This window comes from Kutzneria sp. NPDC052558 (assembly GCF_044547355.1).
Taxonomy (GTDB): domain Bacteria; phylum Actinomycetota; class Actinomycetes; order Mycobacteriales; family Pseudonocardiaceae; genus Kutzneria.
Genome location: NZ_JBIUAG010000021.1, coordinates 64,913 through 77,875, shown reverse-complemented (window position 1 = coordinate 77,875; position 12,963 = coordinate 64,913). Strand labels below are relative to the sequence as shown.

General features: G+C 72.1%; 12 protein-coding genes. 6 read left to right on the top strand and 6 right to left on the bottom strand.

Annotated elements, in window-relative coordinates; genetic code table 11:
- Position 1: 1 nt before the first annotated feature.
- Positions 2-607: a TetR/AcrR family transcriptional regulator gene (locus ACIG5F_RS31875; RefSeq protein WP_396523620.1), complete on the bottom strand. Its 606-nt coding sequence runs from the start codon at positions 605-607 to the stop codon at positions 2-4.
- Positions 608-683: 76 nt separating this feature from the next.
- Between ACIG5F_RS31875 and ACIG5F_RS31870 the strand changes: the two genes are divergently transcribed.
- The 4 genes from ACIG5F_RS31870 (at position 684) to ACIG5F_RS31855 (ending at position 4,496) form a co-directional block, all read left to right on the top strand.
- The gene (locus ACIG5F_RS31870; RefSeq protein WP_396523619.1) at positions 684-1,736 is read left to right on the top strand and encodes an amidohydrolase family protein; all 1,053 of its coding nucleotides are present in this window, start codon (positions 684-686) and stop codon (positions 1,734-1,736) included.
- Between the two features lie 253 nt (positions 1,737-1,989).
- Positions 1,990-2,151 carry a hypothetical protein gene (locus ACIG5F_RS31865; protein WP_396523618.1) on the top strand — a complete coding sequence of 54 codons (162 nt, stop codon included), beginning with the start codon at positions 1,990-1,992 and terminating at the stop codon, positions 2,149-2,151.
- 25 nt (positions 2,152-2,176) lie between these two features.
- Complete coding sequence (locus ACIG5F_RS31860) at positions 2,177-3,592, top strand: neutral zinc metallopeptidase (protein ID WP_396523617.1); 1,416 nt, start codon at positions 2,177-2,179, stop codon at positions 3,590-3,592.
- A 16-nt stretch (positions 3,593-3,608) separates the two neighbouring features.
- The gene (locus ACIG5F_RS31855; protein ID WP_396523616.1) at positions 3,609-4,496 is read left to right on the top strand and encodes a fructose bisphosphate aldolase; all 888 of its coding nucleotides are present in this window, start codon (positions 3,609-3,611) and stop codon (positions 4,494-4,496) included.
- Here ACIG5F_RS31855 and ACIG5F_RS31850 read toward each other — a convergent pair.
- Positions 4,485-5,900: a class I adenylate-forming enzyme family protein gene (locus ACIG5F_RS31850; protein WP_396523615.1), complete on the bottom strand. Its 1,416-nt coding sequence runs from the start codon at positions 5,898-5,900 to the stop codon at positions 4,485-4,487. The genes ACIG5F_RS31855 and ACIG5F_RS31850 overlap by 12 nt on opposite strands.
- 71 nt (positions 5,901-5,971) lie before the next feature.
- Here ACIG5F_RS31850 and ACIG5F_RS31845 point away from each other — a divergent pair, with 71 nt between their 5' ends.
- Entirely contained in the window at positions 5,972-6,829 is an 858-nt protein-coding gene (locus tag ACIG5F_RS31845) for a LysR family transcriptional regulator (RefSeq protein WP_396523614.1), read from the top strand.
- 9 nt (positions 6,830-6,838) lie between these two features.
- Here ACIG5F_RS31845 and ACIG5F_RS31840 read toward each other — a convergent pair whose 3' ends face one another.
- The 4 genes from ACIG5F_RS31840 to ACIG5F_RS31825 form a co-directional block, all read right to left on the bottom strand.
- Positions 6,839-7,759 (bottom strand): SagB/ThcOx family dehydrogenase, encoded by a 921-nt coding sequence (locus ACIG5F_RS31840; RefSeq protein ID WP_396523613.1) that lies wholly within the window; start codon positions 7,757-7,759, stop codon positions 6,839-6,841.
- Between the two features lie 95 nt (positions 7,760-7,854).
- A complete protein-coding gene (locus tag ACIG5F_RS31835) occupies positions 7,855-9,579 on the bottom strand; it encodes an ABC transporter ATP-binding protein (protein ID WP_396523612.1) in 1,725 nt (574 codons plus the stop codon).
- A complete protein-coding gene (locus ACIG5F_RS31830; protein WP_396523611.1) occupies positions 9,572-11,275 on the bottom strand; it encodes an ABC transporter ATP-binding protein in 1,704 nt (567 codons plus the stop codon). The genes ACIG5F_RS31835 and ACIG5F_RS31830 overlap by 8 nt, the downstream gene beginning before the upstream one ends.
- Before the next feature lie 79 nt (positions 11,276-11,354).
- The gene (locus tag ACIG5F_RS31825) at positions 11,355-12,473 is read right to left on the bottom strand and encodes an SDR family oxidoreductase (RefSeq protein ID WP_396523610.1); all 1,119 of its coding nucleotides are present in this window, start codon (positions 12,471-12,473) and stop codon (positions 11,355-11,357) included.
- A 158-nt stretch (positions 12,474-12,631) separates the two neighbouring features.
- Between ACIG5F_RS31825 and ACIG5F_RS31820 the strand changes: the two genes are divergently transcribed.
- Complete coding sequence (locus ACIG5F_RS31820; protein ID WP_396523609.1) at positions 12,632-12,961, top strand: antibiotic biosynthesis monooxygenase family protein; 330 nt, start codon at positions 12,632-12,634, stop codon at positions 12,959-12,961.
- Positions 12,962-12,963 lie beyond the last annotated feature (2 nt).

Sequence of the window (12,963 nt, the reverse complement as noted above, 5' to 3'; positions counted from 1 at the left end):
ACTAGGGGCGGACGGCCAGCATGGGCAGCAGCACCTCGTCCACGATCGATCGCACGTCCGCCGGCGACACGGTGTCCTTCTCCAGCGACTCGGCCAGCACCAGCCGCGGCCCGACGGCCGTCACCCGGGGCGTGAGGCAGCGGGGATCGGCCTCGCCGCGATCGACGGCGGCCCGCAGCACGTCCATGATCCGAAGTCGCTGCGGGTGCAGGACAAGCCGCTGTACCTGCTCGTACAGGTCGGGATGCTGGCAACGCTGGGTCAGCAGCGGGCGCAGGGCCCGGCCGCGAGTCTCGTCCAGCACGCCGGCGAACTCGCCGAGCACGGCGATCAGATCGCCCCGCAGCGACCCGGTGTTCGGCGCGACCGGGTCGCCGAAGCCGGTGGACGGGTCGGCGAGGGCGGCCAGCACCAGGGCCTCGGGGCTGTGCCAGCGCCGGTAGAGCGCCGACTTGCCGGTGCCGGCCAGCGGCGCGATCTTGTCGAAGGTCAGCTCGGCCACGCTGGTCCGGGCCAGCTCGGCCAGGGTGGCCGCGAAGATGGCCTGGCACAGGACCTCGCCGCGGCGGCGGGTGGCCCTGGGGGCGGGCTCGGAGCTGGTGACCACCGGTTGGTTATAGCGCACCCGCCGGGCCGGGTGTAGCGTTAAGGGACAGATCTGTTCCTTATGGAGGCGATCGATCGTGCGCACCGCACTCACCAACGTCCGGGTCTTCGACGGCCAGCAGCTCACCGACCCGACCACCGTGGTCGTCGACGGCCCGGTCATCGGCGACAACGCCGACGGCGCGCGGGAAGTGGACGCCGCCGGCGCGACGCTGCTGCCCGGCCTGATCGACGCCCACGTCCACCTGTCCGGGCCGGAATCCCTGGACGCCCTGGCCCGCTGGGGCGTGACCACCGCCTTCGACATGGCCTTCTGGCCGGTCGAGCGGGTCAAGGCCACCCGCGAGCACACCGGCGGCGCCGACTTCCGCAGCGCCGGCCTGCCGGCGATCGGCCCCGACGGCATGCACGCCAAGGTCATCAAGATCCCGGCCGATGCGATCGTCCTGACCCCGGCCGACGCGCGCCGGCACGTCGAGCTCCGCGTGGCCGAGGGCGTCGACCACATCAAGGGCATCGCCGAGGCCCCCGGCGACGGCGGCCCCAGCCAGGAGACCCTGACCGCGCTGGTCGACGCCGCCCATGAGCACGGCCTGAAGGTCGTCATGCACGCCGCCAGCGTCGGCGCGTACACCCTCGCCGTGGCCACCAAGGCGGACTTCATCACCCACGTGCCCGTCGACGGCGTGATCAAGCCCGACGATGTCGCCGCCATGCGGGCCAACGGCCAGATCGACATCCCGACGCTGGCCATCTTCGAGGCCGGCGGCGGCGCCACGGACAACCTGTTCGCCAGCGTCGCCGCCCTGCGCGAGGCCGGTGTCGAGATCGTCCCCGGCACCGACGCGCACTCCACCCCCGCCATCCAGATCCACAACCCGCACGGCCAGAGCCTGCACCGCGAGTTCGAGCTGCTGGCCCTGGCCGGCCTCAGCCCGGTCGAGATCCTGCGCTCGGCCACCGAGGTGTCGGCCCGCGCCTTCGGCCTGACCGACCGGGGCCGGATCGCCCCCGGCCTGCGGGCCGATCTCCTGCTGGTGGACGGAGATCCGACCACGGACATCAGCGCCACCCGCAACATCAAGGCCGTCTGGTGCGCCGGCAACCCCATCGCCCTTCCCGCTACGTGAATGGCTCAGGTGGCTCCTGAACGCAAGTGAGCCACTCACGTGCGGAAGTGGCGGGGGCGTCAGGGCGGGCTGAAGGCGTCGGCGCTGGTCAGGGGCTGGATCGGGGCGTACGCGCTGACCGCGTGGAAGTCCGCGATCTGATCGAACGGGCACGTTCTCCCGTCCGGGGTGAACCGCCGCCGGGGGCCGTCCGTGTAACTCGCGAACGGCTTCCGGAACGGCCGGAACCGCTTGTCCCGCCTGGAGAATCCCGATGATCCGCAAGACTGTCGCGTCGGCGGCCGCCCTCGTCGCCGCCGGGGCGCCTGTTCACCGGCGCCGGCTGCACGGCCGCTCGATCGTCATCGACGGCGACGTGCGGGGCCTGGGCACGCCCGGCTTCGACAAGCTGACCGCCTCGGTCCGGCTGGGCTGATCACTCTACAGAGGACGGTCGACCGATGAACTCCAAGGTAGCTGTGGTTGTGCTGGCCGCCGTCGCGGTGCTGGTGTCCGGGTGCGCCCGGGAGGTCGCGGGCTCGGCCGCGGTCGACCGGCCGGACCCGAACCAGGTCGCCGGTCTGGCCGTGACCACCGGCGACAGCGGTCCGCGGCCGGGCGTCGCCGACGCCGGCCTGCCGGTCGCCAACTCCGACGGCAGCGCCGTCGACCGGCTGGCCGCCAACGCCGTCGCCGACGTGCAGGCCTTCTGGCAGAAGGAACTTCCGGCCGACTTCGGCAAGGACTTCACCCCGGTCCGGCAGCTCACCTCCTACGACTCGACCGGGCAGCCGCTCCGGCTCTGCGGCTCCAGCAGCGCCGGCCTGGTCAACGCCTTCTACTGTCAGCAGGACGACTCCGTGTCCTGGGATCGGGGCCAGCTTCTGCCGCAGCTCAACGATTCCTTCGGCCCGATGGCCGTGGTCGCGGTGCTGGCCCACGAACTCGGCCACGCCGTGCAGTTCCGGCTCGGCAGCGTCAACCAGGCCACGCCGACGATCGTCAAGGAGCAGCAGGCCGACTGCTACGCCGGCGCCTTCTTCCGGTCGGTGGCCGAGGGACAGGCCCCGCACTTCCAGCTGTCCACCGGCCCCGGCCTGAACCAGATCATGGCCACCCTGTTCTTCATCCGCGACACCGCCGGGGCCAGCGCGCAGTCCGCCAGCGCGCACGGCAACGCCTTCGACCGGGTGACCGCCTTCCAGCTCGGCTTCGCCGACGGGGCCAGGCGCTGTGCCCGCATCGACGTGGCCGAGGTGCGGAGCCGGATCACCGAGCAGCAGTTCAACCCGAACGACCAGGATCAGGGCCTGGGCAAGGGAAATCTCCGGGTCAACGACCAGAGTGCGCTGCGGGATCTGCAAACCACGCTCAAGGCCGTGTTCCCGCAGGGGCAGCTGGTCGCCGGCCAACAGTCCTGTTCGGACGCCAAGGCGACCTCGCCGGCGTCGTACTGCCCCGGCACCGACAAGATCTCACTCGACCTGACCAACCTGGTCCGGATCGGCACGCCGCCCCAGAAGGGGGCCAAGGGAGGCATCGGTGACTTCGCCGCGTTCGCCGAGATCGCGTCGCGCTTCGCACTCGCCTACGAACACGGGACCGGCCATGCCCTCGACGGTCCGTCGACCGGCCAGCTCACGGCGTGCCTGACCGGCATGTGGGCCGGCACGATCACCCCCGAGCGCCAGGGCGCGCTGCAACTGTCGCCCGGCGACCTCGACGAGGCCGTGGCCGAGATGCTGGCCGGGTCCAGCCTGATCGCCGCCGACGTGAACGGCCGCTCGGTGCCGTCCGGTTTCGCCCGGGTCGAGGCGTTCCGCGACGGCTTCACCTCGACCGGCCTGGCCATCTGCACCAGCAAGTACAGCGGCTGAGTCCTACGCTCGGGCCATGGACACCACGCAGCTGGAGCAGATCAGGACCGGCCGGGGATTCTTCGCGGCGCTGGACCAGAGCGGCGGCAGCACGCCCAAGGCGCTGGCCGAGTACGGCGTCGGGGCCGACCGCTACGGCTCCGACGCCGAGATGTTCGACCTCGTGCACGCCATGCGGACCCGGCTGATCACCAACCCGTCGTTCGACGGCTCGCGGGTGCTGGCGGCGATCCTGTTCGAGCAGACCATGGAACGGGAGATCGAGGGCGTGCCCACCGCCCGGTTCCTGTGGCAGCGCAAGAGCATTGTGCCGATCCTCAAGGTCGACAAGGGGCTGGCCGACGAGGCCGACGGCGTGCGGCTGATGAAGCCGATCGACACCCTCGACGACCTGCTGGCCCGGGCCCGGGCGCACGGCGTCTTCGGCACCAAGATGCGATCGGTGATCAACTCGGCTGACCCGGCCGGCATCGGCGCCATCGTGGACCAGCAGTTCGAGTACGGCGACCGGATCAGGGCCGCCGGCCTGGTGCCGATCCTCGAACCCGAGGTGACGATCACCAGCCCGGACCGGGAGAGGTCCGAGGCCCTGCTGCTCGACGCCGTCGCCGCGCGGCTCGACGCGCTCCCCGCGGACGCCCTGGTCATGCTCAAGATCAGCATCCCGACCCGCCCCGGCCTGTACGGCGAGCTGGCCGCCGATCCCCGGATGCTGCGGGTCGTGGCCCTGTCCGGCGGCTACAGCCGCGACGAGGCGTGCGAGCGGCTGGCCAAGGACCCGACCCTGATCGCCAGCTTCTCCCGGGCCCTGCTGGAAGGGCTGACCGAGCAGCAGTCGGACGAGGCTTTCACGGCACGGCTGGAGGCGTCGATCGAGCAGATCTACCAGGCCTCAACGCACTAGCGCGGCCAGCGCCTTCTTGTCCGGCTTGCCGTTGGCGGTCAGCGGCGCCTCGGCCAGCTCGGTGATGGTGGCCGGCACGCAGTTGGCGCCGAGCAGGTCGCGCACCGAATCCCGCAAACGTTGCGGATCGGGCGCCCTGTCCGAGGCCCGGGTGACGAAGGCGTGCACGGCCTCGCCGGTGCGCGGGTCGGGCAGCCCGATCACGTAGGCCTGCCCGACGGCCTCGTCCCGGACCAGGGCGTCCTCGATGGCGCTGGCGTAGTAGGTCTGGGCGTTGACGATGATCACGTCCCTTGTCCGCCCACGCAGGTGGAGCAGGCCACGCTCGTCGAAGCTGGCCAGGTCCTGGGTGCGCAGCCAGCCGTCGGCCAGCACCTCGGCGGTCAGCTCGGGCTGGTCGAGGTAGCCGGACATCATGAACGGGCTGCGCACGAACATCTCGCCGACCTGCCCGGTCGGCACCTCGCGGCCGTCCGGGTCGCGCAGGCTGATCTCCACGTCCGGGTGCGGCCGCCCGACCGAGTCCATGGCCCGCTCGTCGACGGCGTCGCCCGGGGACAGCAGCGAGACCATGCCGATCTCGGTCTGCCCGTAGTCGTTGAACACAACCGGCCCGAGCTGCTCCTGAACCCGCGCGTACAGTTGCGCGCTCACCGGCGAGCCGGAGATGGTCAGCGCCCGCAGGCTGCGCACGTCGAGGTTCTCGGCTTCGAGCACGTCGAGCAGATGGTGCGCGCGGGGCACGGTCAGCATGGCGGCGGTGATCCGGTGCGTCTCGAACACGTGCGGGATCCGGCTCCCGTCGGCGATCACCACGGTGCCGCCGGCCAGCAGGCAGCGCGTGGTGTAGTGCATCATCACGGCGCTGGCCAGCGTGCCGTGCAACAGGAAGCGGCTGGCTCCGGCGATCAGCGCGCCCATCCCCGGCGTCCAGGTCGACGGCTGCCAGGGCCAGCGGGCCGCGAGCGCCCGGTAGGTGTAGACGATTCCCTTGGGCCGCCCGGTGCTGCCGCTGGTGTAGACCACGGTGGCGATGTCGTCCGGGTCGGCCGTGGCCGTCAGCTCGGCCGGCTCGTGTTCCTGGAGCCAGGCCAACATGTCGTCGTCCACCACGAGGTCCACGCCGCCGGCCAGGATGTGCTCCCGCTGCTCGGGCGGCAGTCCCGGCACCACCCCGATCACCCGGCACCCCAACGCGAATCCGGCCAGATAGCCGGCGAACGCCTGCGGCGTCAGGGAAACCTCCAGGGCGACGGTCTTCGCCCCGGTCGTCCGCAGCCCGCCCGCGATCCGCGCGGCCATCGAGGCCAGCTCCCGCCGCGTGACCCTCCGGTCCTCGTGCTCGAACGCAACAGCGTCCGCATTGGTGGCGAGCTCGTCCAGCAGCACCTGGGGGAACACCATTGGCTCATCCTGGCCCAGCCCGGACGCCGCCGGCCCGCGCTCTGACCCACCTCTGAGCAATACTGGTCCGGATGGACGTCGACCTGCGCAAGCTTCGCTACTTCGTCGCCGTCGCCGAGGAGCTGCACTTCGGGCGGGCGGCGGAGCGGCTGCACATCGCCCAGCCGGTGCTGTCGCGGCAGATCCGGGCCCTGGAGGACGAGCTGAAGGTGCGGCTGTTCGCCCGGGACCGCAGGCACACCGAGCTGACGGCCGCCGGCGAGCAGTTGCTGGCCGACGCCCGGCCGCTGCTGGCGGGCGCGCAGGCGTTGCGGCTGCGGGTCGGCCGGGCCGCGCGGGGGCAGCACTCGTTCACGGTGGGCTTCATGCCGGGCCTGATCGTCACGGGCGCGGTGCGGGCCCTGTCCGACCGGCATCCCGAGCTGACCGTGAACGTGGTCCGGACCAGCTGGAACGACCAGGTCGAGGTGGTGCGCGACGGCCGTGTCGACGTCTCCTACATCCGGCTGCCGGTCGACCAGTCCGGGCTGACGGTGCGGCCGCTGCTGTCCGAGCCGCGGGTGGCGGTGCTGCCGGCCGACCACCGCCTGGCCGGCAAGGAGTCCGTCGCCGTCGCCGATCTGGCCGACGAGCACCTGCTCCAGGACCCGGACGCGGTGCCGGAGTGGCGGGACATCGCCACCGAGCTGCGGGACGGCACGAGGGCCGCCATGGTTGCGTTCCACGCCGTCGAGGAGAAGCTGGAGCACGTGGCCACCGGGCGGGGCATCACGGTGCTGCCGCTGTCCACCGCCACCTTCTACACGCGGCCCGACATCGTGCACGTGCCGGTGCGGGACATTCCGCCCAACCAGGTCTGCCTGGCCTGGGACGCCGGCCGCCGCAGCCGCCTGATCACCGAGTTCGCGGCGATCGCCGAGTCGGGCTGAGTCCGGCGGCTAGGCGGTGCCGACGACCGCGCCGCCGATGGCCAGCTCGGTGGCCGGGTCGCAGCCGATGAGCTCCTCGACGAGCTCGTCCCGGATGCTGGTGGTGAAGGCGGTCCGCAGCCCCAGCCCGGTGGCGGCCAGCGACAGGGCGTGGTTGCGGTGCCCGGCGTCCAGTTGCAGGGTGCGGTAGCCGCGCGGCGAGTCGTGCCGCCACAGGACGCTGGTGTAGAAGACGACCAGCCCGGCGTCGGCGGCCCAGATCTGGTCGCCGCAGGCCGCGACCAGATCGCCGGCGCTGACCGGGTCGCCGACCATGGCCAGCTCGTGGGCGCCGCCGTCGTAGTGGTAGACGCCGGGCTTGAGGCCCTCGACGTTCTGAACGACCGGGTACAGCTCGGTGGCGTGCTCCGTGGTGACCTGGAGCAACGCCCCGAGCGAGGCCAGCGGCACCGGATCGGGGCCGAACTCCCGGTGGTGCCGGTTCTGCCGCAGCACGTCGAGCAGATCCCGGTGCCGCCACTGGGCCTGCTCGGCCGATGGCAGCGCGATCCGTTCCGTGTCACGGAAAGTGTCGACCGGCTTGCGCCCCTCCGCCGCCCCGACCGGGAAACGGCTGCCGCGGGTGGTCCGGGTCGCGAAGTGGTAGGCCCGGGCGATCGGCCCCCACCGGCCCCAGGCGTGCAGCACGGCCCGCTCCTGGGCGTCCCGCTGCGAGCCCTCGGCCACCAGGACGTCGTTGGCCAGCAGCGCGGTCAGGATGGGCCGGTGCCGCTCCGGCACCGAGTCCCGGTCCCGCCAGCGCAGGAACCAGCGCATCACCACGTCGGCCTCGTCGCCCAGCACGAACTGCCGCTGGTCCAGGTAGTCCTCCCAGACGACCTGGCCATCGGCCACAAACGCCGCGCCGCACGCGGAGACCCGCAGCCGCATCAGGTCACGGCGCCGATGTCCACAAGCTTGTCCACAGCCGTCAGGTTATCGTCGCCTAACCGGGTCGGCGGACACCGGGACCGCCCTCGGCGGGATCAGCTGCCCGTTCGGCCGTAGGCGCGGGCCTGAATCCGGTACAGCCGCGCGTATCGGCCGTCGGCGGCCATCAGCTCGGCGTGCGACCCGCACTCGGCCAGCCGGCTGCCGTCCAGCACGAGAATCAGGTCGGCCATCCGCACCGTGGCCAGTCGATGCGACACCAGAACCGTGATCCCGGGCCCCTTCGCCCGGGCGTAGCGGTCGAACAGCGCGTCCTCGGTGGCGGCGTCGAGGGCCGAGGTCGGCTCGTCCAGCGCCAGCAGCAGCGGATCGTCGCGCATGAAGCCCCGGGCCAGGGCGACCCGCTGCCACTGGCCGTGCGAGAGATCGACGCCGTTCTCCCAGGTCACGCCCAGTTGGGTGGACAGCGCCACCGGCAGGCCGCCGGCCCGGGCCACGGCGGCGTCAAGTGCGACAGGATCGTTGATCCGCGGCAGGTCTCCGACGCCGATCGACTCGGCCGCGGCGTATTCGAACGGGAAGAAGTCCTGGAACGACCCGGAGACCCGCTCCCGCCACCGCGCCGGGTCGATCGCCGCCAAGTCCGTGCCGTCGACCAGGATCCGGCCGGCGGTGGGGGAGTAGAGCCGGCACAGCAGCTTGACCAGGGTGGACTTGCCGGCCCCGTTCTCGCCGACGACCGCGACGGTCGAGCCGGCCGGCAGCGTGACGCTGACGTCGTCGAGCACGTTCTTGGTGGTGCCGGGATAGCGGAAGGCGAGGTGCTCCAAGCGGATTCCGGTGTCGAGACGGTCGGGCGGCGCGAGGGTGGCGGCGTCGCGCTGGGCGGCGGCGTAGTCCTCCAACCAGGCCAGCCGGCGCGAGACGTCCAGCCAGATGACCCGGAAGAAGTGCGTCTTCTGCACGGTGTTGGCCACGTACTGGGCGAGCCGGCCGCCGGCGGCCAGCACCAGCAGCAGCGTCGTCGGCTGGCGCACGACGGAGGCGATCACCACCAGGTAGGCCGCGCCGAACAGGGCGTGCGCGGCGGCCTGCCACCAGGCCGTGCCCCAGCGCGCCCGGGACAGCCGCCGGTGCCGTCGCCGCCACTCCTGCCGGCGCAGGTCCTTGATCTTGCCCTGCACGCCGAAGACGCGGATCTCCTTGGCCGGCCCGGGAGTCGTGCCGAGCTCGAACAGGTGCTTGGCCAGCCGGTCGTGCTGCGCCCCGGCCTCCTCGGCCCGCCGTTCCGCGTCGGCCCGCCAGGTCGACACCAGCACCGTCGGGACCGCGACCACACCGAGCAGGCCGAACCACGGGTTCACCGCCATCAGCAGGGCCACCGTGATCACCAGCCGGACCAGGGCTCCCAGCGTGGTGAACAGTTGCTGGTAGAGCTCGCTCAACGCGTCGGCGTGGTCGCGCAGCACCGAGATCCGGTCCATCACGTCCGGCCGCTCGTGGTGCTCCAGCGTGGTTATGGTCGACTGTATACGGGCGACATGCTGCTCGACGACAATCGCCGCCCGATCGGCGAACCGCCGGTTGGCGCGGTCGCTGACCGTCGCCAGCAGCCACCCGCCGACCGCCAACCCGGCCAGACCACCCAGCGCCACTGCCGGATTCGAGCCCAGCAGCGAGAACGCCAGCGCCAGCAAGGCATCCGGCACCGCCGCCGCCACGGTCGTCACGAAGGCCACGGCGATCAGCAGCGGCCCGGCGCGGTAGCCGAGCTTGAGGGACCGCAGCAGGGAGGGGAACCAGCCGGGCAGCTCAGTCATGGTCGTACCTCGCCGCCTGGAGGTCGAACATCGTGCGGTACTTGCCGTTCGCGGCCATCAGCTCGTCGTGGCTGCCCAGCTCGGCCACCTTTCCGTCGTCCAGCACACAGATCCGGTCGGCCTGGCGGACCGTGCCGAACCGGTGCGACACCAGGATCGTGGTGCAGCCCCGGGTTTCCCGCAGGAACCGGGTGAAGGCCTCGGTCTCGCCCCGGACGTCCAGCTGCGCGGTCGGCTCGTCCAGCACGACGATGCCGGCCCCCTGGCGGGTGGCGCACAGCGCCCGGGCCAGCGCGATCCGCTGCCACTGGCCGCCGGACAGGTCCGTGCCGCCGTCGTATCCCTTGGCCAGCACGGTGTCCAGGTCGGTGAACTCCGCGCCGGTGGCCTTCAGGGCCAGGGTTATGTCCTCTGTGGACGCCCCGTTGGGGGCGACGTTCTCGCGCAGCGGCAACTGGTAGCGGATGAAGTCCTGGAACACCGCCGTCACGTTCGACCGCCAGTCCTCGATGTCCAGGTCCCTCAGGTCGACGCCGTCGGCCTCGACCGTGCCGTGCGTGGGGTCGTAGAGGCGGCAGATCAGCTTGACCAGAGTGGTCTTGCCGGCCCCGTTCAGACCGACCACGGCCAGCGAGGCGCCGGCCGGGATGGTGAGGTCCAGGCCGTCCAGCACCGGCCGGTCGGCGTTGGGGTAGCTGAAGCTCACGTTGCGCAACCGCAGGTCGGTGCCGGTGGTCCGGCGCTCGCCGGCGGGCAGGCCGCCGGCCCGCGCCATCGTCGCCTCCAGCCGGCCCGCCGCCCGTACGGCCTCGATCGCCGGCGGCAGCGCCCAGTTCAGGCCGCCGAAGGCGATCGTCGCGGTGCCGATCGCCGCCTGCGCGAACGCGGCCCGCTGGCCGAGGCCGAGTCCGTTGTCGGCGGCCAGGGCCCAGAACACCAGGCCGTTGGCGGCGATCAGCGTGGTCAACGTCCAGCCGACGCCGCGCCGGCGCAGTTGTGTGGCCTGCCACCGCAGATCCACCAGCTTCTGTCTGTTGTGGACGAACTGGCGGACTGTCCAGTCGCTCAGCCCGAACAGCCGGATCTCCTTGCCCGCCGGGGGATCCACCGCCAGCCGGTACGTGTACTCCGCGCGCCGCTGGGCGTGCTGCACCTCGGGCGTGTCCCGATCCCAACTGCTGCTGTCGCGCAGCAGCCAGTGCGTGGCCAGCCATGCCGCCGCCAGCAGCGCGCCGGCCCACCAGTGGAATGTCGCCAGCAGGACCGCCTGGCCCAGGCCGGCCAGCGCCTCCACCAGGCTGCCGGCGATCATGCCCATCGACAGCGCCAGCGGCGGCCCGGAGATGCCCTGGTCGAAGTCCCTGGCCACGGCCAGCTGGCCGGCCAGCTCCCGCGACTCCAGGTGCGCGATGCCGGGCGGCCCGGTCGTGGCCGTGAGCAGGCGGTCCTGGAGCCGGGACGAGAGGTGGTCGCCGAGGTTGGTGCTGACCTGGCCGTGCACCGGGGCCAGCACCTGCATCAGCAGGAACACCATGCCCAGGGCGATCAGCGATGCCGTCGGATCGGCGGCGGCGATCAGCGCCCCGACCTCGTACGCGAACAACGCCGGCAACACGGCTTGTGCCACTGCCAGCAGCCACCACGCCGCCGCCAGCCCCCGATGCGCACGCCACAACGCCCTGACGAATTCCCCCATGCGCCGTACCTACCGCGAGCCCCCCTCACCGTCAACCGAATACCTCCGCGAGTCGCGCTCCACCAGACTCGCGGGGGGTTCAGCGGCTGAGGGAGGGGACGGCGTGGCGGGAGGTGGCGTGGAGTTGGTACCAGATCTGGTGGTCGCGGAGCACGGAGAGAGTGGCGGGCCAGGTCGACACGGCGGGGGTGGCGACGGCGGCCAGCAGGCGGGCGCGGTCGAAGGACTTGGCACCGGTCAGGTACGAGCGGAAGGCGTCGATGCGGCGGTCGAACTCTCGGTCGGCAGGGGCGAAACCGGCGTCGGAATACGTGTAGTGCGGGCGGGGCAGGCCGGCGACGTCGAACATCAGGTCCAGGCCCTCGCCGACGCGGAAGTCGGTGGGGTGGGTCAGGTGGAACACGCCGGCGTGGCCGGAGCGGCTGACCGACACGGCGTCGGCGACGACCAGGTCGACCGGGGCCAGGCTGACCGGAGTGGCGGGGTCGACCCGCAGCCGCAGCGGCCGGGTGCGCTCGGCCGGATCGCCGAGCATGGACAGCATCCGCTCCAGCTGCACGAGCTGCCGGTGGATGCCGTGCATGCCGGTGTGCCCGCCGACCACGGCGTGGGTCACGCTGTGCCCGATCACCAGGCCGGGCCGCAGGATCCGCTTCACCAGGCCGTCGGCGGCCAACACCGCCCACTCGGCGGAGATCTTGCTTTCCTCGTGGCGGTTGTTGTGCAGCGGGTCGGTCACCGGCAGTTCCCGGACCGTCCCGTTGCGACGGCCGGCGACGTAGGCGGTGCTGAAGTGGTTGAAGGAACGGCAACCCAGTGCGACGGCCAGCTCGACAGCGTGTCGCGTGCCGAGCACATTGGTGCGCTGCAAACCTTCCCAGTGCCGGTCCTCGCACCGCTGGTCGGCCGCGCAGTGCCAGAACTCGTCCGCGCCGGCGGGAAAATGGTCCGGATCCACGCCGCAGAGCGGAAGTTCGACATCGGCCGGCACGGCCACGCAGCGGCGCCGGACGGCGTCGTCCAACGACTCACCGTGACCGAAGGCCCGTGCGGCGGCGGTGAGGGCGGCGGTCAGCCGGCTGCCGGCGTCGGACCGGCCGGGGCGGACCAGGCAGGCCACGTCGGCGTCGGTGCGGCGCAGCAGCTCCAGCACGAGCGCGGAACCGACGAGGCCGGTTGCTCCGGTGACGACGTGCACGAAATCCTCTTCCCGAACGCGATGGCGGTCCCTTCGATGCTACGGAGGCGAGAGGTCCGGTTCAGCGCACGTTCGGGCCGAGTTGCCCTGACAAAGGTGCCTCCCGCGGCCGGTAAGTGTGCGCTCCGCCACAATCCGGCCGGGCGTAGGCTGGCGCCATGGCAGTCGTGAAGATCAACGCGCTTGACGTGCCCGAGGGCGCGGGCGAGGAAATCGAGAAGCGGTTCGCCGCTCGGGCGGAGACGATGAACTCGGTGCCCGGCTTCCTGGGCTTCGAGCTGCTGCGCCCGGTCGGCGGCGAGAGCCGGTACTTCGTCTACACCCGCTGGGAGTCCGACGAGGCCTTCCAGGCGTGGAGCGCGGGGCCGGGGGGCGGGGGCGCGCCCCCCCGCCCCCCCCCCCCCCCCCCCCCCCCCCGGGGCCACCAGCGTGGGGTAGGGGTCGCCCGCAAACGGGGCCCCCAGCACGCCAGGCGACCGCGGGGTTAGCC